General features: G+C 72.5%; 17 protein-coding genes. 7 read left to right on the top strand and 10 right to left on the bottom strand.

All coding sequences use genetic code 11. From position 1 onward, the window contains the following. Positions 1 to 22: 22 nt before the first annotated feature. From WME98_RS34410 to WME98_RS34400, 3 genes are read right to left on the bottom strand one after another with little or no spacing between them, the layout of a single operon-like run. Positions 23 to 559, bottom strand: coding sequence for a chemotaxis protein CheW (locus WME98_RS34410; RefSeq protein ID WP_020734010.1), 537 nt, complete (start codon positions 557 to 559; stop codon positions 23 to 25). After that, complete coding sequence (locus WME98_RS34405) at positions 552 to 2,810, bottom strand: chemotaxis protein CheA (protein WP_020734009.1); 2,259 nt, start codon at positions 2,808 to 2,810, stop codon at positions 552 to 554. Before WME98_RS34405 ends, WME98_RS34410 begins: the two co-directional genes overlap by 8 nt. Beyond that, complete coding sequence (locus WME98_RS34400) at positions 2,810 to 3,301, bottom strand: response regulator (RefSeq protein ID WP_236644520.1); 492 nt, start codon at positions 3,299 to 3,301, stop codon at positions 2,810 to 2,812. Before WME98_RS34400 ends, WME98_RS34405 begins: the two co-directional genes overlap by 1 nt. A 346-nt stretch (positions 3,302 to 3,647) precedes the next feature. Here WME98_RS34400 and WME98_RS34395 point away from each other — a divergent pair, with 346 nt between their 5' ends. Continuing rightward, positions 3,648 to 4,754, top strand: coding sequence for a VWA domain-containing protein (locus WME98_RS34395; protein WP_437336953.1), 1,107 nt, complete (start codon positions 3,648 to 3,650; stop codon positions 4,752 to 4,754). Between the two features lie 49 nt (positions 4,755 to 4,803). Here WME98_RS34395 and WME98_RS34390 read toward each other — a convergent pair whose 3' ends face one another. Next, positions 4,804 to 5,658 carry a hypothetical protein gene (locus WME98_RS34390; protein ID WP_437945913.1) on the bottom strand — a complete coding sequence of 285 codons (855 nt, stop codon included), beginning with the start codon at positions 5,656 to 5,658 and terminating at the stop codon, positions 4,804 to 4,806. Between the two features lie 46 nt (positions 5,659 to 5,704). After that, positions 5,705 to 6,586: a DMT family transporter gene (locus tag WME98_RS34385; RefSeq protein WP_437945912.1), complete on the bottom strand. Its 882-nt coding sequence runs from the start codon at positions 6,584 to 6,586 to the stop codon at positions 5,705 to 5,707. A gap of 377 nt (positions 6,587 to 6,963) precedes the next feature. Here WME98_RS34385 and WME98_RS34380 point away from each other — a divergent pair, with 377 nt between their 5' ends. From WME98_RS34380 to WME98_RS34370, 3 genes are all read left to right on the top strand, one after another. Beyond that, a complete protein-coding gene (locus tag WME98_RS34380; protein ID WP_437945911.1) occupies positions 6,964 to 8,211 on the top strand; it encodes a putative DNA modification/repair radical SAM protein in 1,248 nt (415 codons plus the stop codon). Beyond that, entirely contained in the window at positions 8,208 to 9,671 is a 1,464-nt protein-coding gene (locus WME98_RS34375; protein ID WP_437945910.1) for a UdgX family uracil-DNA binding protein, read from the top strand. Before WME98_RS34380 ends, WME98_RS34375 begins: the two co-directional genes overlap by 4 nt. A gap of 312 nt (positions 9,672 to 9,983) precedes the next feature. Further along, positions 9,984 to 10,250, top strand: coding sequence for a hypothetical protein (locus WME98_RS34370; RefSeq protein WP_437945909.1), 267 nt, complete (start codon positions 9,984 to 9,986; stop codon positions 10,248 to 10,250). Between the two features lie 45 nt (positions 10,251 to 10,295). Here WME98_RS34370 and WME98_RS34365 read toward each other — a convergent pair whose 3' ends face one another. Further along, positions 10,296 to 11,261, bottom strand: a complete 966-nt coding sequence (locus WME98_RS34365) for a serine/threonine-protein kinase (protein WP_437945908.1) — start codon at positions 11,259 to 11,261, stop codon at positions 10,296 to 10,298. An 83-nt stretch (positions 11,262 to 11,344) separates the two neighbouring features. Beyond that, complete coding sequence (locus WME98_RS34360; protein WP_437945907.1) at positions 11,345 to 14,800, bottom strand: nitric oxide synthase oxygenase; 3,456 nt, start codon at positions 14,798 to 14,800, stop codon at positions 11,345 to 11,347. A 590-nt stretch (positions 14,801 to 15,390) separates the two neighbouring features. Here WME98_RS34360 and WME98_RS34355 point away from each other — a divergent pair. Further along, positions 15,391 to 16,296 (top strand): DUF5995 family protein, encoded by a 906-nt coding sequence (locus WME98_RS34355; RefSeq protein WP_437945906.1) that lies wholly within the window; start codon positions 15,391 to 15,393, stop codon positions 16,294 to 16,296. On the opposite strand, the gene rlmN is transcribed toward WME98_RS34355, so the two are convergent. Next, a complete protein-coding gene (gene rlmN / locus WME98_RS34350; protein WP_437945905.1) occupies positions 16,274 to 17,494 on the bottom strand; it encodes a 23S rRNA (adenine(2503)-C(2))-methyltransferase RlmN in 1,221 nt (406 codons plus the stop codon). The genes WME98_RS34355 and rlmN overlap by 23 nt on opposite strands. Positions 17,495 to 18,165: 671 nt before the next feature. Here rlmN and WME98_RS34345 point away from each other — a divergent pair. Continuing rightward, positions 18,166 to 19,791: a hypothetical protein gene (locus WME98_RS34345; RefSeq protein WP_437945904.1), complete on the top strand. Its 1,626-nt coding sequence runs from the start codon at positions 18,166 to 18,168 to the stop codon at positions 19,789 to 19,791. Further along, complete coding sequence (locus tag WME98_RS34340) at positions 19,792 to 20,775, top strand: hypothetical protein (RefSeq protein ID WP_437945903.1); 984 nt, start codon at positions 19,792 to 19,794, stop codon at positions 20,773 to 20,775. It begins immediately after the preceding gene. A gap of 80 nt (positions 20,776 to 20,855) precedes the next feature. Here the strand turns inward: WME98_RS34340 and WME98_RS34335 are convergent, their stop codons facing one another. Beyond that, a complete protein-coding gene (locus tag WME98_RS34335; RefSeq protein WP_437945902.1) occupies positions 20,856 to 21,428 on the bottom strand; it encodes a hypothetical protein in 573 nt (190 codons plus the stop codon). Continuing rightward, on the bottom strand, positions 21,412 to 22,545 hold the full coding sequence (locus WME98_RS34330; protein WP_437945901.1) for an AAA family ATPase: 1,134 nt from the start codon (positions 22,543 to 22,545) through the stop codon (positions 21,412 to 21,414). Before WME98_RS34330 ends, WME98_RS34335 begins: the two co-directional genes overlap by 17 nt. Positions 22,546 to 22,616: the final 71 nt, after the last annotated feature.

Here is a 22,616-nt window from a genome sequence, read left to right as displayed (position 1 = left end):
CCGGGCGCGGACGATTCGTCCGTTAGGACGCGAGTATGGCCTGCAGGTCGAGCAGGATGATGACGCGCGGCTGCGCCTCGCCCTGGGTGCCGTCCGACGCGCTCGCCCCGTGCATGGGCCGGGCGATGCCGGCGATGTAGCCCGCGACGTCGCCCCCGAGCGCCGTCGCGGCGTGCTCGATCTCGGCGTCGGCGAGCCGGTAGACCTGCTGGACCTCGTCGACGAAGAGGCCGAGCGTCTCGCCGTTCGCCGCGTCGACGAGCAGGATGCGCGCCCGCCGCTGCGGCGCGCCCTCGTGCAGCCGCATCCGCCGCCGCAGATCGATGACGGTCACGAGCTGCCCGCGCACGCTGACGATGCCCATCGTCGAGTCCGGCGCGCGCGGCACCGGCGTGAGCGGGGGCGGCTTCAGGATCTCGCGCACGAGCGAGACGGGCGCGGCGTAGGTGTCGCCCGCGAGCGTGAACGCGAGGTACTCGGTCCGCGGACCGCTCGCCTGCGCGCGCGGGTTCCTCTTCGAGACGGGTATCCGGGCGGGCCTTCGGGAGAGGTTAGCCATGGGTGCTCCGCGGATCGTTGCGCTGCCTGTCGCCGCCGTGGAGGATCTCCTCGATGAGCGCCGGGGCGTCGAGGACGAGCGCAATGCGCTGGTCGCCGAGCTCGGTGGCGCCGGAGAAGCCGCGCACCGACGAGAGCGACGGGCCGAGCGCCTTGATGACGACGTCCTGCTGGCCGATGAGCGTGCTCACGACGAGCCCGAGCCGGCGCGCGCCGACCGACGCGACCACGATGTACTTGCGCTTGCTGCCCCCCTGCAGCCCGAGCGTCGCGCGGCCGTCGCCGCGGCGCCCGCCGGACACGGCGGCCCGCGCCGCCGAGCCGCCGCGCGCCCCGCCGAGCAGGCCGGCGATGCGCGCGCTGAGCTCCTCCTCCTCGTTCAGGCCGAAGAGCCGCGCGAGGTAGCAGAGCTGGAGCGTGCTGTTGCGCAGCGTGATCATCTCGCGGCCGTCGATCTGGCGCACCGTGCTCTCGTCGAGCGCGACCGCCTCCTGCACGTTCGTGAGCGGGATCGCGAAGAGCCGGTCGGCGACCCGGACGATGAGCGCGCTGATGATCGCCAGCGTGATCGGCAGCGTCACCGTCATCTTGGTGCCGATGCCGGGCTCGCTGTGCACGTCGATGACGCCGCCGAGCTTGCTGATGTTCGTCTTCACGACGTCCATCCCGACGCCGCGCCCCGAGATCTCGCTCACGTCGGTCTTGGTCGAGATGCCCGGCTGGAAGATGAGGTTCAGGACCTCGCGGTAGCTCGTGGTGCGCGCGTCCTCCGGGGTCATCACCCCGCGGCGCAGGGCGGCGTCGAGCAGCTTGTCGACGTCGATGCCCTTGCCGTCGTCCTCGATCTCGATGACGACGTGGTTGCCCTTCTGGAAGGCGTTCAGCGCGATCGTGCCGACCGCCGGCTTGCCCACCGCCTCGCGCATGCTCTTCGACTCGATGCCGTGGTCGATGGCGTTGCGCATCATGTGCATGAGCGGGTCGCTGAGCTCCTCGACGATGAGCTTGTCGACCTCGGTCTCGGCGCCCGTGATGACGAGGTTCACGAGCTTGTCGGCGTCGCGGCTGATCTGGCGCACGACGCGGGCGAGCTTGTCGAACACCTGCCCGAGCGGGACCATCCGGACCTCGAGGATGCCCGCCTGCATGGCGGCGAGGTGCCGGTCGAACGTGCGCTGGAGCCGGTGGAGGTCGAGGGAGAGCTCGCGCTCGGTCGGCGCCGCGCGGAGCCGCTCGACGAGGCGGCCGAGCGCCGATCGGACGAGGGCGAGCTCGCCGACGATGTTCATCAGCCGGTCGAGCTTGTGGATGTCGACCCGCACCGTCTGGGCGACGGAGCGGATGGAGCTGAGCTCCCCCTTGCGCCCGCCGCGCGCGCTCGACGGCGGGCTCGCCTGCATCGAGCCGGTCAGGTCGACGGCCCGCGACACGCCCGTCGGCGCGCCGCCGCGCAGCGCCGCGGACATCGACGGCATGCCCGGCGGGGCGACGCGGCCGTGCCCGTTGTTGTTGCGCCGCGGGATCTCCTCGACCGCGGCGCCGGCCTGGTGCAGGGCGCGCTGGAGCTCCTCGAGCGGCGCGCGCGACGCCATCAGGATGTCGAGCTCGATCGAGTCCTGGTCCGCGCCCGCGCCGGTCGGCAGGTAGGTGATGATCTCGCCGTACGGCTTCGCGGTGATCTTCAGGTCGTCGAGGGCCTGGTCGATCGTGGCGAGGTGGAACTGCACGCGGAGCCGGAACAGGGTCATCCCGCTCGCGATGTTCGTGCGCAGCCGGTGCTCCTCGTACTCGGTGAGCACGGAGAGCAGCCCCGGATCGAGGTCGTAGTTGTCGTCCGGGAGGCCGGCCGCGCTCGGGCCGGCGTCCTGGTGGAGCTGGCGCAGGAGGTCGTCGACCTCGGGCATGGGCGCGTCGCGCCCGTCCTTCTCGTTCTGGAGGATGCGCCCGTAGAGCTCGACGCTGCGGAACAGGAGATCGAGGACGGACGCGCTGATCTCGATGCGGCCGAGGCGCAGGTTGTCGAGCAGCTCCTCGAGCTCGTGCGACAGCGTGGCCATCCGGGTCGCGCCGAAGAGCCCGGCGAGCCCCTTCAGGGTGTGCACGGCGCGGAAGACGTCGTTGATGACGTCGGGGTCGACTTTGTTGGTCCGCACCGCCTCGTCGAGCGCGAGGAGGTCGCGCCCGAGCCCCTCGACGATCTCCTGCGCTTCCGAGAAGAACTCTTCTCGCGCTCGATCGCCGCTGTCGACCATCAGCCGCCGCCTTCCTCGCCGGAGCCGGGCTGCTTCGTGCGGGTCACCGGCTCCGGGGCGCGGGCGGCCGGCGGGGCTCCGCCGTCCTCGGCGCCGCCCTCGCGATCGGCCGGCGGCGAGCCATCGGGCTCGGCGAGCTGGGGCCGCCCGTCGAGGCAGGCGACCACCGCGTCGCGCAGCGCCTCGGGCGTGAACGGCTTCGGGAGGAAGCGATCGGCGCCGAGGCGGAGCCCGCGCTGGATGTCGCGCTCGGCCGCCTGCGTCGAGATGATGAGGATGCCGACGCGGCGGTAGCGGTCGCTCTGCCGCACGAAGCGGATGAGCTCGAGCCCGTTGATGTCGGGCATGTTGATGTCGGTGATGACGAGGTCGAACGCGCCGCGCGGCAGGAGCCGGAGCGCGTCGAAGCCGTTCATCGCCTCGACGATGTCGACGTCGCCCGCGAGCCCGAGCACGCAGTCCTCGAGCGTCGAGCGTACGTACGCTCGCATTGCCGGCGAGTCCTCGACGATCAGGATGCGTGCCATGTCGGCGACAGGGTAACGGAAATCCGCCGGGGAGGAGCAACTCGCTGACGCTGACGGTCCGGCGGCGGCGCGCGCGCTTCGACGGCGCGCCGGCTATGTACGGCGGACTCCTTCCCGGTGTAAACCGGCGCGAGCGCTTCCGGGAAGCCTCCCGGCGGCCCCGCGCGGCGGCCGCCGGGCTGGGTCTCCGAGGAGGGAGGGCGCCGCCCTGCCCGCGGCGCGGCCGCGCCCGGCCGTCGCGCCGGCCGCCCGTCGGTCGGCTACGGCAGCGAATTGACAGCGCGGCGTCCGATGCGCGCTAATCGCGCGCGTGAAAATCCTCCTTTGTTCTCCAGCGTTCCGGATCCTGCTCGCCGCCCTGTTCGCGCTCTCGAGCGTGGCCTGCGGCGGCGGGCTGCGGGTAACCCGGATCAACTCCGCCCAGAAGAAGCCGAACAACGTCTGGGTGTTCTTCAGCGTCGACGCCGGCGAGGACGAGCCGGTGGGCGGCCTCACGGCCAGCGACTTCGAGATCTACGAGGACGGCGACCTCGTCTCGACGTTCGAGAGCAAGCAGACCATCCAGAACCCCGAGGTCGCGGCGGTCATGTACACGATGCTGCTCGTCGACATGAGCGGCAGCATCACCGAGTCCGGCCAGGCCGACGCCCTCGTCGACGCCGCGCAGTCGTTCAGCGATCGGGTCGGCAAGAGCCAGAAGGTCGGCGTCTACGCGTTCGACGGCGAGGCAAAGATCCACTCCGTCGTCCCGTTCACCGAGGCGCAGGGCTCGGTCCAGGGCGGCCTCGAGGGGCTCCGGAGCTACAAGCCCAAGGACACGTCGACCAACCTCCACGGCGGCGTGGTCGAGGGCATCCGGGAGCTCAAGAAGCAGCTCGACCGGGACCGGCGGCCGCTCAAGTTCGGCACGCTCGTCGTCTTCTCGGACGGCACGGATCGCGCGAACCGCGTGAGCCGCGAGGACATGCTCAAGGAGCTCGACAAGGAAGACTACGAGAACTACCAGATCTTCGTCGTCGGCGTCGGCGCCGAGATCGAGAAGGCGCGGCTCGACGAGATCGGGCGCGACGGGACCGAGCTCGCGGCGGACCAGGCCAAGGTCAAGGAGTCGTTCGACAAGATCGCGGCGAAGATCGAGGCGCACATGAAGCGCTTCTACCTGCTCTCGTACTGCACGCCGGCGCGCGCGGGGGAGCACGAGGTGGAGATCAAGGCGATCCGGAAGGATCCGTCGGCCTCGGGGTCGGTCGCGTGGAAGTTCAACGCCGACGGCTTCGGCCCGCCGCCGGAGTGCGACCCCAACACGCCGCCGTCGTTCGATCTGAAGGCGACCACGCCCGTGGACGATGGAAACGGGGGCGCGGGCGCGAAGGCGAGCTTCAAGGCGAACGCCAACGTGAAGGTCGAGGCGAAGTGACGGGCGTCGCGGCCGCCCTCCGCGGCCGCGGCGCGGCGCCCGAGCGCCGCTAGCGCGGCACCTCGGGGATCAGCTCGGCGCCGAGACGGAAGATCAAGAAGTCCTTGGTGGCGTTGCCGGCGCTGCCGCTGGGCCACAGGAACGGGCTGCCGGCGCTGCGGTCCGGCTCCCACTCGTACCACATCCACCGAGCCTCCTCGTCGATGCCGCAGACGACGGGAAACTCGTTCCCGGGCTCCGGGATCTCGCGGGCGGTGTCGTTCGCTTCGCCGAACACGACGTGGCCGCGCGCGGACGCCTCGGTCGTCACCCAGCCGGCGCTGCTCGTCTGCGGGTCGAGGTCGCCGCCGTTGCAGCGCGCGAGTTGCTGGTTGATGGTCTCCAGCGTCGGCCCGTGCGAGCCGAGGTCGTAGTCCTCGCCCGTCGCGCAGACCTCCCACCCGCCGTTGCCGGTGAAGACGGGCTCGGCGCCCTCGCGGAAGAACTGGCCGATCACGCCCTGTGTCGTGAGCTTGTCGGCGTACGTGATGATGTAGAGGTAGTGCCCGGCGTTCGCGGACTCCGACGGCACGGTGTACGACTCGGGCCCGTTGCCGATGGGACAGGAGAAGATCTCCGCGGCGAGGTTGTTCTCGATGCCTCCGAAGTAGTTCAGGAGCTTTTCGCCGGTCCCGTAGCCGAAGCCATACGCGTTGTCGGCCGTGATGATCACGCTCACCGCGCTCGGGAGCCCGGTCCCCCCGCCGCCGCCGGCGATCTCCCCGGGACCGCCCTCGTCGTCGCCGCCGGCGCCCCCGTGACCGGCGCCGGCGCCGGCGTCGCCGGGATCGGAGCCGGCGTCCGAGCACCCGGATGCAGGGAGCGCGATCGCGAGAGTCAAAGCTGAAAGAAGACGTAGGTTCATCGCATGAAGATCGTCGAAGCCGCGCGCATGGTAAAGGCGCGTCGGATTACCATTTTGCGCCATCCTGGCGTCGCGCAGGATTCTGGCTCGGCAGCGGCGGCCTCGGGGGCGCGGCGCGGGCCACCTGCAGGGTCCGCCACACGGTGGCGCCGAGGATGACGGCGCCGCCCACGGTCGCCCAGAGCCCGGGGCGCTCCCCGACGAAGAGGAGCGCCCAGATGGGGTTGAGCACCGGCTCCACCAGCGCCAGCAGCGAGGCCTCGACGGCCGGCGTGTGACGCACGCCGCGGGAGAACAGGGCGTACGACAGGCCGATCTGGACCGCGCCCAGGAACATCAGGAGCCCGAGGTCGACCAGCCCCGGGCGGGCGGCGCCCGCCAGCGCCATCGGGAGCGCGCAGAGGCACGCGAGGAGGTTGCCCGAGACGAGCACCGCGGCGTGGTCGTCCGGGAGCGCACGGAAGCTCATGAGGCACAACCCGCACGCGAGCCCGGAGAGGAGCGCCAGGGCGTTGCCGAGGAGCTGTCCCGCCGAGAGCTGGTCCACGAAGAAGAGCCCGAGGCCCAGGAGGAACACGGGGACGGCGAGCTTCTCGCTGCGAGAGGGTCGCTCCCCGAGCAGCCGGGGGCTGAGCAGGAGGACGTACACGGGCGAGGTGGACTGCAGGAAGATCGCGTTCGCCGCCGTCGTCAGCTTGGTTGCCAAGACGAACAGCACCATCGTGACGGCGTAGAGCGCCGCGGCGCCGAGCGCGCGCCGCGACGGCCAGCGGCGCGCCCCCGGCATGACCAGGCCCAAGGTCAGCGCCGCGATGAGCGCGCGGCCCGCGATGATCTGCCACCCGTCGAGGGAGATCAGCTTGATGGCGGCTCCTCCGGTGGACCAGAGGACCGCGGCGGCGAGGATCATCAGTCGAGAACGGACCATGAGGACGAGGGCGCCGAGCCTACCCGAACCATCGGCCAGATGCTCAGGCGAGCGGCGTCACGAGCGCCACCCGCGCGACGGGGCGCAGCTCAGGGCACGATCTCGCGGACGCTGCCCTTCCGCCGCCGAGGCCGCCGCCGCCGGGACCGACGTTGCTGCTACCGCCGAGGCTGCCTGTGCCCGGCGAGCAGGCGAGAGACGAGCAGGCCCATCAACCCATCACCGCGCATCACGCCTCATCCGGCGAAGAGGTGGTCCGCGCGCGACGGGCGCGACGATCAGGCGCAGCTTGCCCGCGCGCCTCGCCGTCTCCGGTCCGCGGCGCTGCCCTGCGGGCCTTGCCAAGGTGAACAGAGCACCCAAGGTTGGTTCGGTTCATGGAGCTCAAGCGAAAGCTCGCGATCCTCGCGGACGCCGCCAAATACGATGCCTCGTGCGCCAGCAGCGGCTCCAGCCGCCCCGCCCTGCCGCAGGGGATCGGCAGCACGGAGGGCATGGGCATCTGCCACAGCTACACGCCGGACGGCCGCTGCGTGTCGCTGCTCAAGATCCTGCTGACGAACATCTGCATCTACGATTGCCAGTATTGCGTGAACCGCCTGTCCAGCGACGTCGAGCGCGCGAGCTTTTCGCCCAGAGAGGTGGTCGCGCTCACACTCGATTTCTACCGGCGGAACTACATCGAAGGGCTGTTCCTGAGCTCGGGAGTCCTCAAGAGCCCCGATTATACGATGGAGCAGCTCGTGGCCGTCGCCCGGTCGCTGCGCGAGGAGCACCGGTTCGGCGGCTACATCCACCTGAAGGCGGCGCCGGGCGTCTCTCCCGAGCTCCTCGACGTGGCGGGGCGGTACGCCGATCGCCTCAGCGTCAACGTCGAGCTGCCGACGCAGCGGGATCTCGCGGCGCTCGCGCCCGAGAAGACGATGCCGGCCATCGAGGCCGCCATGGCGGAGATCCACGCGAAGATCGCCGAGGCGCGCGGCGACCCGAGCCCGCGCAGGCCCGCGTTCGCGCCCGCGGGGCACAGCACGCAGATGATCGTGGGCGCGACGCCGACGAGCGACCAGGAGATCCTCGCCACCGCCTCGCGGCTGTACACGGCGCACGGGCTCCGGCGCGTCTACTACTCGGCGTTCAGCCCGATCCCGCATGCGGACGCCCGGCTCCCGGCCGAGTCCCCGCCGCTCGCGCGCGAGCACCGGCTGTACGAGGCGGACTGGCTGATCCGGTTCTACGGCTTCTCCGCGGGCGAGCTCCTGAGCGCGGCCTCGCCGAACCTGGATCTGACGATGGATCCGAAGCTCGCCTGGGCGATCGCGCACCGCGAGTTCTTCCCGGTCGACGTGAACACCGCGCCCCGGGAGGCGCTCCTCCGCGTGCCCGGGCTCGGGGTGCGGACGGTGAAGCGCGTGCTCGCGATGCGCTGCCACCGGGCCGTGCGGATGGCCGACCTCGCCCGGCTCCGCGTCCCTGTCGGCCGCGCGGCGCCGTTCCTGGTCACCGCCGACGAGCACCGCAGCGCCGCGCGGGATCTCGACCGCGCCGGGCTCGCGGCGCGGGTGCGCCCGCCGGCGCAGCTCGGGCTGTTCGAGGCGCGCGAGGTGGCGCGCTCCGGGGAGCTGTGATCCGCGCGCCCATCCCGCCGACGTTCGAGGCCTTCCGCGACGCCGCCCGCGCGCTGCTCGCCCGCCATGCGGCGCCGGAGGACGTCTTCTGGGAGGACGTGGTGGAGGGCCAGGGCGTCCTCTTCGACGCGGCGCGCCCCGCGCTCCCCGCGCCGGCCGCGGGCGCGCCGTCCTCCCCGACGCCGGGCGCGCCGTCCTCCCCGGCGCCGCGCGTCCCGGCCGCGTTCATGAGCCTCGCGAGCGCCGCGGCCTGCCATCGCGATCCCGGGCGGTTCGCGCTGCTCTACCGCGCGCTGTTCCGCCTGACCCACGGCGAGCCCTACCTGCTCGACGTCGCCGCCGATCCCGACGTGGCGAGGCTGCGCGCCCTGGAGCAGGCGGTGCGGCGCGACGTCCACAAGATGCACGCGTTCGTTCGCTTCCGGCGGGTCGAGGACGCGGGCGGCGGCGAGCGCTACGTGGCGTGGTACCGCCCGGATCACCGGATCGTGCGCCTCGCCGCGCCGTTCTTCGAGCGGCGCTTCCCGTCGATGGCGTGGTCGATCCTGACGCCGGACGAGTCGGCGCACTGGGACGGCGCGGAGCTCCGCTACGGCCCGGGGCTGCCGCGCGACGCGGCGCCGCGCGAGGACGAGCTCGAGGAGCTGTTTCGCACGTATTACCGGGCGATCTACAACCCGGCGCGGGTGAACCTCCGGGCGATGCGCGCGGAGATGCCGGCGAAGCACTGGAGCACGCTGCCCGAGACGTCGGTGATGGGCGAGCTCGTGCGGGACGCGGCGTCGCGCGTCGACGCGATGCAGGCGGGCCGCAGCGGGGCGGCGGGCGCGGCGGCGGCGTACGTGCCCGGCGCGCGCGAGCTCCCGGTGCTGCGCGAGGCGGCGGCGTCCTGCCGGGCGTGCGCGCTGTGCGAGCGGGCGACGCAGACGGTGTTCGGCGAGGGTCCGGCGGGCGCGGCGCTGATGCTGGTGGGGGAGCAGCCGGGCGACGAGGAGGACCTCTGTGGGCGGCCGTTCGTCGGCCCTGCGGGTCGCGTGCTCGACGAAGCGCTCTCCGGAGCGGGCCTGTCGCGGGGCGGCATCTACGTGACGAACGCGGTGAAGCACTTCAAGTGGGAGCCGCGAGGCGAGCGCCGTCTGCACGCGAAGCCGGTGGGCCCGGAGATCCAGGCCTGTCGCGCCTGGCTTCAGGCGGAGGTCGAGGCGGTGCGGCCGCGCGTGATCGTGTGTCTCGGCGCGACGGCGGCGCGCTCGTTCCTCGGCGGTCGATTCAGCGTCACGCAGAGCCGCGGGCAGGTCTTCAAGACGCCGTGGGCCGAGGCGTGGATGGCGACGTACCACCCGGCGGCGCTGCTCCGCATGCCCGACGAGGCGGCCCGCGCGGCGGCGCGGGCGCATTTCCAGGCGGATTTCGTGAAGGCGGCGAGCTTGGTGGCGGGTGGAGCGCAGGGGAGCGGATAAGGGCGCTGCGGGGCGTCGAGAGCGATGTCGGCGGCGTGCGTGCCAGACGACTTACGAGAATCGAACCACAGACCACAGAGGGCACAGAGGACAGAGAAACAAAGGAACGAATGTCTGGCCTTCCTCTCCCCCTCTGCTCTTTCCCCTCCCCTTTCTCCTCTCTCCTCTGTGCCCTCTGCGCCTCTGTGGTTCAATTCTTCACATTCATGTCTCCATCGCTCGCGGTTCCAGCAGGATTGCGGCCTCCAAGCGCCCGCCCCATGAGATCCCCCGAGCATCGCTCTGCAATGCGGTGCACCAAGGGGGGGAATCATGAAGAGTTCACTCGTCGCGCTGGTCCTCGGCGCGCTCTCGTTGTCTGCCGTGCTGTCCAGCAGCGAACTGGCGCAAGCGCAACGACGACCGCCGGAGGGCTCCTATCTCAAGACGTGCAGGGACGTCCGGGTGAATCGAGGCTCGCTGAACGCGATGTGCAGGGACCGGAGGGGGCACTACCACAGGACGCGCATGGTCGACTTCCGGCGGTGCCGCGGAGACATCACGAACGACAACGGCCACCTCCGCTGCGGCCGCCGCTGACGCGCGCCGCAGCCGGACAGGGCGCCCGCCGCGCGGCGGGCGCCCTCAGCGGCGAGGGAGCGGGGCCCCCGCCGGGATCCGGCCCTCCTCCACGGCGACCACGTACGGCGGCAGGCGGCCCGCCCGCACCGCCCGGACGTCGGCGCGCATCGTCGCCGCGTCGGGATAACGCTCGACCTTGTGGAACGCGAGGGCGCGATCCACGACGTCGCACACCTCGGAGGGCACGCCCGGCGCACACAGCGCGAGCGACGGCGCCCGCTCCGTCGCCGCGGCGATGAGCAGGCGCGCGTCGGCGACGTCGCCGTGGATCGCGCGGCCGGAGAGCAGCCGGAACATCGTGGCGCCCAGGCCGAAGACGTCGGTACGGCCGTCGATCTCGCGCACCATCCCCGTCGCCTGCTCGGGCGCCATGTACTCGCTCGTGCCGAGCGCCACCCCCGTCCTCGTTGCCGTCTTCTCCGGCAGCTCCCCCATCCCGAACGGCAGCGGATCGAGCACGCGCGCGATCCCGAAATCGAGCACTTTCACCCGCCCGTCGTTCCCGATGTGCAGATTCTCGGGCTTGATGTCCCGGTGCACCACGCCGTGCGCGTGCGCCACGACGAGCACATCGAGGACCCGCTCCGCCAGCGCCATCACCTGGCCCACCGGCAGGCTCCCCGCCCGGGCCATGCGGTCGAAGACCGTCTCGCCCTCGAGCACCTCCATCGCCAGGTAGGCCGCCCCGTCGTCCGCGATGCCCGACTCCAGCACGAGCGGCAGCCCCTCGCAGAGCGGGCCGACCGCGGCCAGGGCGCTGCCGATCGGGCCCTCGCGCAGGAAGCGCTTCCGCAGCTCCTCGATCTGGCTCAACGACGGGTGCAGGACCTTCACCGCCGCGACCTGGCCGTCCGCGCGCCGCCCGAGGAAGACGCTCGCCATCCCGCCGCCCCCGAGCACGCGCTCCACCCTCCAGGTGCCGATCCGCGTGCCGATGCGCTGCGCCGCGAGCTCCTCGTCGTCCATCATCGCGCGCGGAGGTTACCAGACCGCCGCCGGCCCGCTCGGGAAACCCCGCCAACCCCGCGAAACACGCCCGCTCCCGCCCCGAGCTACCCCTTCCGCTCCTTCCACGGATCGTCCTGATAAAGGTAGTTCGGCTTCAGGATCTTGTTCTCCATGTTGGTGTGGAACACCGCCATGGTCGACGCCGACATCGGCGGCACGATCCACGACCAGTCCGCGTAGACCGGGCGCTCGCATTGCCGCTCCTGCTGCTCGAACTTCTTGAAGTACTCCGAGAGCGTGTGGTGGTCGAGCATCCGCACCTTCGCCTGCCGGAACGAGTGCAGCACCGCGATGTTCAGCTCGACCAGCGCGGCGTCCTGCCACAGCGTGTCGCTGCGCGACCGGTCCAGCCCGAGGCGATCCGCGATCAGCGGCAGCTGGTTGTACCGCGTCACGTCGCTCAGGTTGCGCGCGCCGATCTCGGTGCCCATGTAGAAGCCGTTGAACGGCGCCGCCGTGTAGTGGATCCCGCCGAGATCGAGGGCCATGTTGCAGACCGCCGGCAGCGCGTGCCACTTCAGCCCGAGCTCGGCGAACCACGCGTGCCGCGGGTGCTCGATCGGCACCTCGAGCACCCGCTCCCGCGGCAGCTCGAACCACCGCGGCCGCGCGTCGCCGATCTGGATGATCAGCGGCAGCAGATCGAACCGCGTCCGCTCCCCGCCCGGCCACCCCAGCGAGAGCGCCTGGTCCGTCAGCTCCACGTTCGCCGGATCGCCCAGGATGCCCCCGTCCGGGAGCCGGTAGCCCGCATAGCGGACGAGCTGCCCGTTCCAGATGCGGATCCGCGGCTCCCCCGGCCGGAACACCGACATCGTCGCCCGGATGTCGCCCCCGTTCGTCGCCAGATCGAGGTGCTCGACGAGCGCCTGGAAGAGCTCCTCCTCCGTCTTCAGGTGCCGCAGGTCGCGCACGTGGAGCGTCGACCAGAAGAAGCGCCCGATGCACCGCGAGCTGTTCCGCCACGCCAGCCGCGCCCCGTAGGCGAGCTCGTCGGGCAGGTGCGCGTAGGTCCCGTGCTTCTCCAGGCTCGCCCGCACCTCCTGCCAGCGCTCGTCCACGGCCGACGGCACGCCGAGCTCCGCGTAGCACTGGCGCAGGAACGCCTCGGCCTCGGTCAGCGCCGCCGCGGGCGCCGTCGGGGTCAGCTGAAACGACCCGTGCTCGACCGGGCAGACCCCGCCGGCCGCACGAACGGCGCCGGCCCGCCGGAGCGGCGCCTGCCGGATCGTGCCCGCGGCGTCGACGTTCGAGGTGAACAGCTCCCGCTGGATGGCGTCCGCCGGCCAGCCCGCCGCGCGCAGGTGCTCGTGCGCGTCGCGCATGAAGCCCTCGGGCCCGCACACGAGCGCCCGCGAGCCCGGCCGGTACGGGTACAGCTCGACAACGTCCTCCCCGGAGAGCCGCCCCTCCGCCTGCGTCGCGCGGAGGCGGAGCGCGACGCCGGGCGTGCGGCCGGCGATCGCGCGCAGCTCCTCCTCGAAATAGAGGAAGTCGGCGGCGCGCGACGCCGACCAGTCCAGGAGGAAGGCCCGCGCCTCGGGGCGGTCCGCCCTCCCGTCGAGCGCCCGCAGCATCGCCATCGCCGGCGTGACGCCGATCCCGCCCGCGAGGAACACCACCCGCTCCACCGGCGGCGCCGGGAGGACGAAGCTGCCCCGCGGCGACGAGGCGCGCAGCAGCGAGGCCGCGGCGCGCTCGCACAGCCACCGGGAGAAGACCCCGAGCTCCTCGCGCTTCACCGTGATCTCGTAGTCGCCGCCCGCGCGCGCCGGCGCCGAGAGCGTGTACGCGCGCGCCACCCAGCGCCGATCGAGGTAGCCCTGCACGAGCACGTGCTGCCCGGGCACGGACGCCGCCGGCGCGCCGCCGACCGGCGACAGCGCGATCTGGAAGATCCCGGCGGCGAGCTCCCGCGCGCCCTTCACCTCGGCCTGCACCAGGCTCGACCCGCCGAACATCTCCTCGATCGCCGGGACGCAGCCGCCGCAGATCTGGCCCGCCCGCGTCCGCTCCGACAGCTCGGCCACCGTCGCGCACCCGCCCTCGATGAGCCCCGTGATCTGCCCCCGCTTGACCCCCGCGCAGTTGCACACGACCTCGTTCGGCTCGCACAGCGCCGCGGACTGCTCGAGCTTCAGCTCGCCGAGCTCCCGGAACGTCGCGAGCTGCCAGCCGGGCAGCGGGGCGCGCGTCATGAGCTGCCGCATCGCCGAGGGGAGGCCCTGCCACTCGCCCTCGACGTGCACCCCCGCGAGCTGCCCGCCCGCCACGAGCAGCGCGCGGCGCTTGTCGCGGTCCCCGCACGTCACCCACCGGAGGCTCTCGGCGGGCGCGTCGAGCCACCGCGCCGAGACGCCGCTCCCGTCGAGCGCGCGGAAGAGCGTGAGGATCCGGCCGCCGCCGTCCACGATCGACGAGACGGCGGCCTGCTTGCCGGCCAGCGCGCCCATCGCGGCGCCGTCCTCGACCGTCGCCTCGCGCTGCGAGAGGAGCCCCTGCCCGGGGAGCAGGTGGACGTTGACGTAGTCGAGCGCGTGGCGCTCCGCCCACGCGTCGACGCTCGCGGGCGGGAGCTCGAGCCAGGCCTCGGCCGGCCCCTCGGGGATCCCTTCGGCGGCCACGCTCGCCCAGCCCTCGACCAGCGCCTCGGCCGCCGCCCGCCGCAGGCCCGCCCGCACCAGCGCGGCGACGGCCTTGTCCGCCGGCGTGTCGACGTACCGGATCTCGAAGGTGTCCTCGCGGAGCAACTGCTGGACCAGGTTGTCGAGCCGCCCCCGCAACCCGGCGGTGAACTCCTCGAAATCGAGCGTCCCGTCCCCGGTCGTGTCCGCCGCCACGAGCAGCGCCCTCGCCTCGTCGGCCGGGATCCCGAGCCCGGTGAGGTAGGGCAGGAGCTCGTCCTCGCTGAGCGCGCGGTTGTTGTCGCGATCGATCTCCTCGAACCTGCGCCACGCGAAGCGCTCGCTGGCGAGGGCGGCCCGGACGGCGCGGGAGAGCGCGGCCGCCACCTCGGCGCCGGTGCACGCGGCGGGGCCGCGGACGACCGGCGCCTCCACGCCGGGCTGCTCCAGCGCGCGGATCGCCATGCGGGCCACGTCGGCCGGCGCCACCCAGGGCAGCGCGGCGCCTCCGAGCGGCAGCGGCAGCGTGCGACGGAGCCGGATGTCCTCGCGCCAGAGGTTGAGCGCGCTGAGCAGCGGCCCGTGCCACACGGCCGTCACCCGGTGGCCGGAGGCGCGCACGAACGCCTCAGCGTCGCGGATCTGCTGCCCCAGCGGGCTCGAGGGGGGAACGTAGGGCGCCACCCAGAGCAGGTGCGACGCGCCCACCTCCTTCGCCGACGCGACGAACGTCCGCGCGGCGACGTGCGGATAGGCGAGATCCGCGGTGCTCAGCACGAGCGCGACGACCGGCTCCGCGGGCTCGATCGGCAGCGACTGGAGGAAGGAGGCGAGGTCGTTCTTCGGCTCGGAGCAGACGATTTTGAGGAAGCTCATGGTGCTCGGCAGGGGCAGCGCGGAGGAGCGGAGCTCGCCCTTCCGCGCGCCGGTCGATGTCGATGGATGCGGGCAGGCGCGCGATCCCGCCCGCCAGGATACGGCGCAACGCCCGCGTTCCGCGGGCGAAACGTCGGCCCGGCGCGTCAACGCGAAACGTCAGCTCGACGCGTCGCACAGGGTGGCGTCAAGTCGCCACAACACGCGGAGCGTCAGGGCGTCCCGCATTTTGAGTGAAGGGAATCCGTCCGCGCGTAACAATCTGCCCCATGGGGCACTTTGGCGCCCCGGTCAGCGCTCTCACCGTGTCGGGCAGATGGCGCTCCTGTGACCACCGCGCGCAGGTCCGCTCCGGTTAGCCGCTGACGACCACCGACGGCCTCGCGCGCTCGCCCGGGGTTTCGGGTCGACGAACTCCGCTGGATTCGCGGGAAATCACGCGAGCGCGGGCGCGGTGGACGAGCGCGCCTGCGGCGCTGGCGCGCGCTCGAGCTCCGCCCGGCGCGGCGGCTCACCACACCTCAACACGGTGTACGACTGCGAACCGGACATACGGGCACGATCCTTGAATTCGCTCGCTCAGCGCAGCCATGAAGACCCTTACTTCCGACCGGCCCCTCGCGATGGTGAGCAAGCAGACGCGGTCCTCTGCCGCGTGCCGTCCCGCGGACTCCGCCGCGCGTCACGCCATCCTGCAGGGGGTGACGATGAAGCCGGCGAACGTGGCGGAAGCGCTGGTGGCGCTGGAGACGGTCGCGGCGCGGCTGCGCGAGAGGAACGACCCCCGGGCGGTGTTCCCCGACGTCTACGCCGTGATCACGCGCCGCGTGAAGGAGGCGGTCGTCGACGGCACCGATCAGCGGTTCCTCGAGCCCGCGTGGATCTCTCGCCTCGCCGGGATCTTCTGCGAGTACTACCTGACGGCGCTCGCGGCGTCGCTGGACGGGCGCTCGACGGGCGTGGAGGCGTGGGACGTCGCCTTCCAGTGCAGCCGCACCGACGGGACGGCGGCGGCGGTGCACGCGCTGCTCGGCATCAATGCGCACATCAACTACGACCTGGCCCTCGGGCTCTACCGGAACATCGTCCAGCACGGCGCAGCGCAGGACGCCCGCCTTCTCCACCGCTACCGGCACGACCACGATCTTGTGAATGAAATTCTCGCGGCAGCGATGCCGGAAATCTTCGCGATCCTGAGCGATCGTTATGGCTGCCCGCTCGCCCGGATCGCGACCTTTACCAAGGACGTGCAGCGCACCGTGTCGAGCGTCGTGCTCTTCATGCTCAAGGGCTGGCGCGACCGGGTCTGGAGCGACCTGCTCTCCTTGCTCGACACGGTCGAGGCGGCCGACGCGATGGCCAAGCGCGCTGTGGTCGTCCGGATGAACCAGCACTCCGGGAAGGTCGCCCGCACGTTCGCGGCGGGCAACGGGGCGCTGCGGGTGGGCGCGCCGTTCGTCCGGAGCGCCGCCCTCAAGCTGGCGCTGGCTGCCTGACGCGGGCCATCCCCGCGAGCTGGCCGCAGGCGCCGCCCACGTCGCGCCCTCGCGGCCGCCGCACCAGCGTCGTCACGCCGTGGCCGGACAGCCGCGCCACGAACGCGTCGAGCCGCTCCGCGGACGGCGGGCTCAGCGCCGGATCCGGGCCGGGGTTGCAGGGGATGACGTTCACGCGGCAGCGGAGCCCGGCGACGTACGCGGCGAGGAGGTCCGCGTCGTCCGGGGCGTCGTTGTACCGATCGAAGAGCACGTACTCGAACAGCACGCGCCGGCCCGGCGGCAGCGATCGCGCGAGCGCCTCCTTCAGCGCCGCCATCGAGAAGCGCGCGTTGACCGGCATGATCGCCTGCCGGCGCGCGTCGTCCGGGGCGTTGAGGCTGACGGCGAGCTCCGCCCGCGCCTCGCGGAAGAACGCCTCGATCTTGTCCGCGACCCCGACGGTGCTCACGGTCACGTGCGACGGCGCGAACCGGAACGCGCGCGGGTCGGTGAGCAGGCGGATGGCCTTGAGCACCTCGCCGAGGTTGTCGAACGGCTCGCCCATGCCCATGAAGACGAGGTTCCGGAGCGGCGCGCCGCGGCGCGCTCGTCCTTCGGCGAGCGCGAGCGCCTGCGCGATCCGGACCTGATCGACGATCTCGCCGGCGGTGAGCTGGCGCGCGAGCCCGAGCCGCCCCGTCTCGCAGAACGCGCAGGCCCGGGCGCAGCCGACCTGGCTCGAGACGCACAGCGTGGTGCGGGCCGGCCCGGGGATGAGCACCGACTCGATGAGCGCGCCGTCGCGCGCGCGCAGGACCAGCCGGAGCGTGTCGTCCTCGGACGGCGCCCGCTCGGCGATCTCGAGCGACAGGCCGGGCTCGAGCGCGAGCAGCGCCTCGTGCGCCCACGCTCCGACGCCCAGGGCGGCGAGCGCGGCCGCGTCCCACGCCGGCGCGGGCCGCTCGGCGCCCGGCTCCGCGCCGAACGCGTGGCGCACCACCTTGCCGGCGACCGCGCGCGCCGCGGACGCCGTGCCGCCGGCCTTGCGGAGGAGCTCGGCGAGCGAGGCCGCGTCGTGGTCGGCGAGGCGCGCGCGCCAACGCGGGACGCGCGCGCTCCTCCGGATCAGCGGTCGCGCCGGGACGGGCGCCGGCGGCGGCGGATCGCCGGCGCGGAGGGCCGGCGCGCCCTCTTCGGGGATTTCCGGAACGCGCATGCGCACCAGCTAGCACGCCACGCGCGGCGCCGCGCGGCCCTGCGCTCGCCGCCTCCGCGCCCGGCGCGGCGCCCGCGCCCGGACGGCCGCCAGGGGGCCGAGCCCCCCGGCGAGGCCCCAGCGGCCGCCGGGTCCGCCTCCACAGGTCGTCACGCGGCTGTCAAGGAAGAGCCGACATCCGGACCCGGCCATCCCCCTCGGTGCCCGCAACGGGGACGAAATCCGACCCCTGTCTGGGGCCATCGGGTGGCCAAGCTGTGGACAAGCGGTTGGGCTTTCAAACACGGCTCAGATGCGTGATTTTTGGGTTGCAGATCGGGCTCGGAGGAGGGAGTTTAGCGCCCGGAAGTTCTGCGGCGCGTCGGGCCGCGGAGTGCCCGAGATCGCAGAAAAAATCGGTGGCATCGGTGTGGGCGGCGCGTCCATGCCCGGGCTGGCGTTGGCCGGCGCCGGCGCTTGGAGGAGCTGCCGCCCCGCGAGCGACGCAGGACCCGGGCAGCTTCCCAGAAGATGTCGAGGGACCTCGTCTGGGTATTCCACAAGCTGGGAACAACCTGTGGATTATTTGTCCGTGCTGCGCCCTCCGTGCGGCGGAGGCCGGCTGGGCGGTACACCTGCCGCGGAGTTTTTGTAGCGCTCGCGGCCACACCGGTGGGCTACGTTGCGGGCCGATGCCCCTACGCAACGGCTCCGCTCCCCGCGCGCCGCGCGCGCTGGTCGCGATCGCGGCGGGGGGGCTCTCCGGGTGGCTCGTCGCGGGCGCGGCGGCCGCGCAGGCCGCTCCCCGGGATGCGCAGGCGGAGGCGGCCCTGAACGAGGCGATGGGGGTCGACTACTTCGAGACCCGGTTCGATCAGGCGGAGCGCAAGCTGCGGGCCGCGATCGACGCCTGCGGCGCGTCGGAGTGCTCGCCCGCGATGAAGGCCAGGCTGTTCGTCGCGCTCGGCTCCGTGCTCGCCCAGGGCAGAAAGGAGCTGGGGGACGCGCGCGACGCGTTCGCGGACGCCCTGCGCATCGATCCGTCGGCGAAGCCGAGCCCGGATCTCGCGACGCCGGAGGTCTCGTTCGCGTTCGAGCAGGCGCGGGCCGCGACCGGCGTCGCTGCGCCCGCGGCGGCCGGGCCGCAGCTCACGATCGCGCCGCCGCCCGAGCAGCGCATCCGCACGCCCGTCCCGATCTATGTCGAGGTCCCGGCCGAGCTGCTGCCCAGCGTGAAGCAGGTGACGCTCTGGTACCAGGCGCCCGGCGAGCGCGAGTACCGCCCGCTCGTCATGAAGAAGCTGCGCGGCCAGGGGTTCGGGATCAACGTGCCGTGCGCCGCGACCTCCGCGGAGGGGACGCTCCGCTATCACGTCGCGGCCGTCGACGAGGACGGCGCGATCCTCGCGAGCGCGGGCGCGCGCGACGCGCCGCTCACCACGGAGATCGAGGCGCGCATCGCGTCGGCGCCGCCCCGCTGGCCGGGCCACGCGCCGCCGGCGATGTGCGCGGCGCCGGAGCGGGAGCGGCCGCGGCAGTGCATCGACGACCGGCAGTGCAGCCGGGGGCTCGCCTGCGTCCGCGGCGCGTGCGTCGAGAGGCCCCCCGCGGAGGTCGCGCCCAGCGTCTCGCGGAACTGGGTCGGGCTCACCTTCTCCCCCGACGTCGCGCTGCTGTCCGGCAGGGAGGTGTGCTCCCTCGCGTCGCAGGAGCGCGGCAACTTCGTCTGCCTGCGCGGCGACGGGACCCGGTACGACGGCGCGCCGACACCGGACGTCGCGAACGACGTGAACCTCGGCTTCGCGCTCGCGACGTCGCGGGTGGCGCTCGCCTACGATCGGCTGGTCCTCGACAACCTCACGGTCGGCGGCCGCGTCGGCTTCGCGGCCGGCGGCACGACGGGCGGCGGCGCCTCGTTCCTGCCGCTCCACCTCGAGGCGCGGGCGCAGTACTTCCTCATGGCGCGGCCGTTCGAGCAGCTCGGCGCCCGCCCGTTCGTGCTCGCCGCGGCCGGGGTCGCGCAGGTCGACGCCGAGGTCGACGTGGAGGTCCTCGAGGACGCGGCCGCGTGCGGGGCCGATCCTGACGACATCACGAGCCCGTGCACGAGGCCCGGCCGCAGCGGGAGGGTCGAGGAGCGCCAGCAGACGCTCGCCGCGACCCGGCAAGCGGGCCAGGGGTTCGCGTCGCTCGGCGCGGGCGTCGCCTATGCGCCGCTCGAGGCCGTATCGCTGAACCTCGCGCTCCGCGCGAGCCTCACCTTTCCTGCCGTGACCGCCGTCCTCTCTCCGGAGGTCGGCCTCTCCCTGGGGTTCTGAATGGCCGATACGTCGGATCAGCGCCGGGGCGCGACGCCCCCGGGCGCGCTGCGCAACCCGAAGATCGACGCCGCGATCGAGCGCGCCGTGCAGCTCGGCGACCCGGCCGAGCTGCTCGCGCTGCTCGATCGCAGCTCCGGGCTCCCTGCCCGGCGCGGCGGGGGGCGCGCGCCCGGGCCCGACCTCGGCCCGAACGCCCCCTTGCCGCGCGTGAACCTGGATCTCGCGCGCGCGGTCGGCGCGGCGATCGCGGACCGCGGCGCGCCGGCCGAGCGCCTCGTGCGGGCGCTCTGCTCGAGCGCCGAGGAGTACGCGCTCATCGTGGCGGCGCAGGCGCTCGCGGCGATCGCGGCGCAGGGCGCGCAGGCGGAGGTCGCGGCCAGGTCGGGGCGGCCGCCGCGCGCGCGGGGCGGCCGGGGCGGGCTCGATCCGCTGGGCGAGCTCGGGCAGCTGGCCGAGGATCCGCGGCGCGTCGTGCGCGACGGGGTCGTGGCGGCGCTCCGCGCCGTCATCGCGGCGCGCGGCGACGCGGTGGTCGGCGAGCTCTCGTCCTGGACCGACGGCTACTTGCAGGCGTACGTGGCGCTCGAGGCGCTCGCGGAGCGCACGCTGCTCACGGGGCTCTCGGCGGGCGCGGAGGTGGTCGCGCGGCTCGAGGAGGCGTTCGCGATCTCGGATCGCTCGCCGCGGGCCGACGAGCGGCTGCAGGGGCTGCGCCTCCTGCGGCAGGGGATGCCCGCGCAGATCGCGACCCTGGCGGGGCGCTTCCCCGAGGTGGTGCGCTGGCTGGAGGAGAAGGCGCAGGCGGAGCGCCCCGAGTCGCGCGATGTCGTGGCGCAGGCGATCGCGGCGCTCCGGAAGGGGTCGTTTTCGGACGCGGAGACCGATCGGCTCGCCGCGGCGCTCTCGGCGACCGCCCCGCCGCCGCGCGACCCGTCGCGCATCGTCCAGGGGACGCGCAAGCGGAGCAAGGGGCGGCGGTAGGGGGGCCGGGGGGGCACCGCGTGCTGCGGCGCTGGAGAGTCGCTGGCCGCTGGCCAGCCATGCCGCGCCCGCGCCCTGAATCAGACGCCGAGCCGGCGGACCTCGCGGCGAGCCTCCGTCAGGGAAGGGACATGCGTCTCTTCATCGGCGGCGGGAGGTGTCCAGGCATCCACCGCGCGCTGCGGTGAGTACTCGCCCCGCTCGATCTTGCGACCGACGACACACCCCGCCTCGTCGTCCTCCTTGTAGCGTGTTTGCTCGTCCACCGGACGATGACCGCATAGCCACGCGATCCACGCCTCGATGTGCCAGGTGGGGACGACGATGGCGACCGGATCCGAAGGGGCGATGGGCTCCAACTTGGAGTCCTTGAGCTTCTGTGCGAGCTGTTGCCGGCGTCGCGCGACGCCGTGCTCGTCGCCGTCGACCACGACGAGCAGTCCCACGTTCGGGTCATGGCTCTCGGCTCGCCACTGCCTCACTGCGTCCGTGTAGCGCTCGATCACATACTGCGCTGCGGATCCGCGCGCCTTGGGCGAAGCGTCGATCTTGCGCTGCCTCGGTCCGATCCCCCACCGGTCGGCGAGGCGCTCGACGAACCGCTGCTGCAACGCATCCTCGCAGAGCACGTAGAGTCTACGACGCTTCTTCATGCTCGTCCTCGTAAGCCCATGGACGTGAGAGCCACTCGGAGATCCGAGCTCCGCCAGCCGTCTCCAGCGTTACCTCATCGATGCGCACCGGTCCTCCGGCAGGTCGCGAGAATCGGACCGTCCGAGCCGCAGCCATATAATCGATGACCGCGGGATGGTGCGAGGTCACGACAGCCTGACCATCGTGCCTGTCGAGCGCGGCCGACATCGCGGCAAGCCAAGGCTGCATCTCGTGGGGCGCGAGGCCGGTCTCCGGCTCATCGAGGAACGCGAGCGTGGCATGCTCGATTGCGCCGAGGAGAAAGCCATAGAGCACGACCAGCGTCCGCTGACCGTCCGAAAGCTCACCCGCCGACAACTTGTAGTCCGCTCCTCCAGTCCGAAATGTCAGCATCAGCTCGCGCACTTCGCTGCTGATGCGCTCGAACGCGACGCTCCGCAAACCCGGCAACGTGGGGCTCAGCGCCTCGAGCAGCGCGTTGCCTAGCCCGGGTCGCTCGACGAGGACACCTCGGAACCATGACGAGAAGTTCCTCCCGTCACGATCGAGCCATGGAGCCTCACCCGCCGTCGTCGGATCGAGGCGCCGCGGGGAAGGCGCGAGTAGCCATACCTTCGCGAGCGCCTCGCGGAAGGCGATAGTACGCTTATTGTCGTGACGTGGCTCCATGTCCGGCAAGAAGGAGCGCTTGCGGCCGAATGGAAAGCTCGTGCGCGGCGCTCCCATCGGGCTGTCCCCATAGAGACGCACGTCGCCGTCGAGCGCCTCGTAGAGTGTCTTTCCACTGGAGGTCAGCTCTTCGCGCCGGATTGACGCCTGCTGCCGTGCGATATCGTGAACGATCTCGATTTCGTAGTGATACGTCTCTGCATCGAGATCCATGTCGATGGCGAACCGCTGCACGGGGTCACCGTTCAGCCAGCGAGTGAGCGAGCGCGTGGGGAACGCGCTCGCTGCCTCGGTGCTACGGACGATGAGGTCCTGAAGACCGGCGAGCGCCTCCCATAGGCTCGTCTTCCCCGACCCGTTGCTACCGACGACCAGGAGCCTTCGTGGAAGCTCCATCGCGAAGTTCACGAAGCAGTTGTAATTGTGGATGAAGACGCTGGTGAGCATGAGCCTGCCGTGCGTACAAAGTATCACGCCGACGAGCCCTGGTCCTCTCTCTGTTCCGCGGGCGCTCCTGC

It is taken from the genome of Sorangium sp. So ce296, assembly GCF_051529605.1.
In the GTDB taxonomy this organism is placed as follows: Bacteria; Myxococcota_A; Polyangia; order Polyangiales; family Polyangiaceae; genus Sorangium; species Sorangium cellulosum_D.
Note: the sequence above shows the minus strand (reverse complement) of the source record. Positions and strands in the feature narration are given on the sequence as shown.

Bases quoted from the DNA above. Each gene is read 5' to 3' on its own strand.
- WME98_RS34410 (WP_020734010.1), bottom strand. From the start codon at position 559: ATGGCTAACCTCTCCCGAAGGCCCGCCCGGATACCCGTCTCGAAGAGG.
- WME98_RS34405 (WP_020734009.1), bottom strand. From the start codon at position 2,810: ATGGTCGACAGCGGCGATCGAGCGCGAGAAGAGTTCTTCTCGGAAGCG.
- WME98_RS34400 (WP_236644520.1), bottom strand. From the start codon at position 3,301: ATGCGAGCGTACGTACGCTCGACGCTCGAGGACTGCGTGCTCGGGCTC.
- WME98_RS34390 (WP_437945913.1), bottom strand. From the start codon at position 5,658: ATGAACCTACGTCTTCTTTCAGCTTTGACTCTCGCGATCGCGCTCCCT.
- WME98_RS34385 (WP_437945912.1), bottom strand. From the start codon at position 6,586: ATGGTCCGTTCTCGACTGATGATCCTCGCCGCCGCGGTCCTCTGGTCC.
- WME98_RS34380 (WP_437945911.1), top strand. From the start codon at position 6,964: ATGGAGCTCAAGCGAAAGCTCGCGATCCTCGCGGACGCCGCCAAATAC.
- WME98_RS34370 (WP_437945909.1), top strand. From the start codon at position 9,984: ATGAAGAGTTCACTCGTCGCGCTGGTCCTCGGCGCGCTCTCGTTGTCT.
- WME98_RS34365 (WP_437945908.1), bottom strand. From the start codon at position 11,261: ATGATGGACGACGAGGAGCTCGCGGCGCAGCGCATCGGCACGCGGATC.
- WME98_RS34360 (WP_437945907.1), bottom strand. From the start codon at position 14,800: ATGAGCTTCCTCAAAATCGTCTGCTCCGAGCCGAAGAACGACCTCGCC.
- WME98_RS34355 (WP_437945906.1), top strand. From the start codon at position 15,391: ATGAAGACCCTTACTTCCGACCGGCCCCTCGCGATGGTGAGCAAGCAG.
- rlmN (WP_437945905.1), bottom strand. From the start codon at position 17,494: ATGCGCGTTCCGGAAATCCCCGAAGAGGGCGCGCCGGCCCTCCGCGCC.
- WME98_RS34345 (WP_437945904.1), top strand. From the start codon at position 18,166: ATGCCCCTACGCAACGGCTCCGCTCCCCGCGCGCCGCGCGCGCTGGTC.
- WME98_RS34340 (WP_437945903.1), top strand. From the start codon at position 19,792: ATGGCCGATACGTCGGATCAGCGCCGGGGCGCGACGCCCCCGGGCGCG.
- WME98_RS34335 (WP_437945902.1), bottom strand. From the start codon at position 21,428: ATGAAGAAGCGTCGTAGACTCTACGTGCTCTGCGAGGATGCGTTGCAG.
- WME98_RS34330 (WP_437945901.1), bottom strand. From the start codon at position 22,545: ATGCTCACCAGCGTCTTCATCCACAATTACAACTGCTTCGTGAACTTC.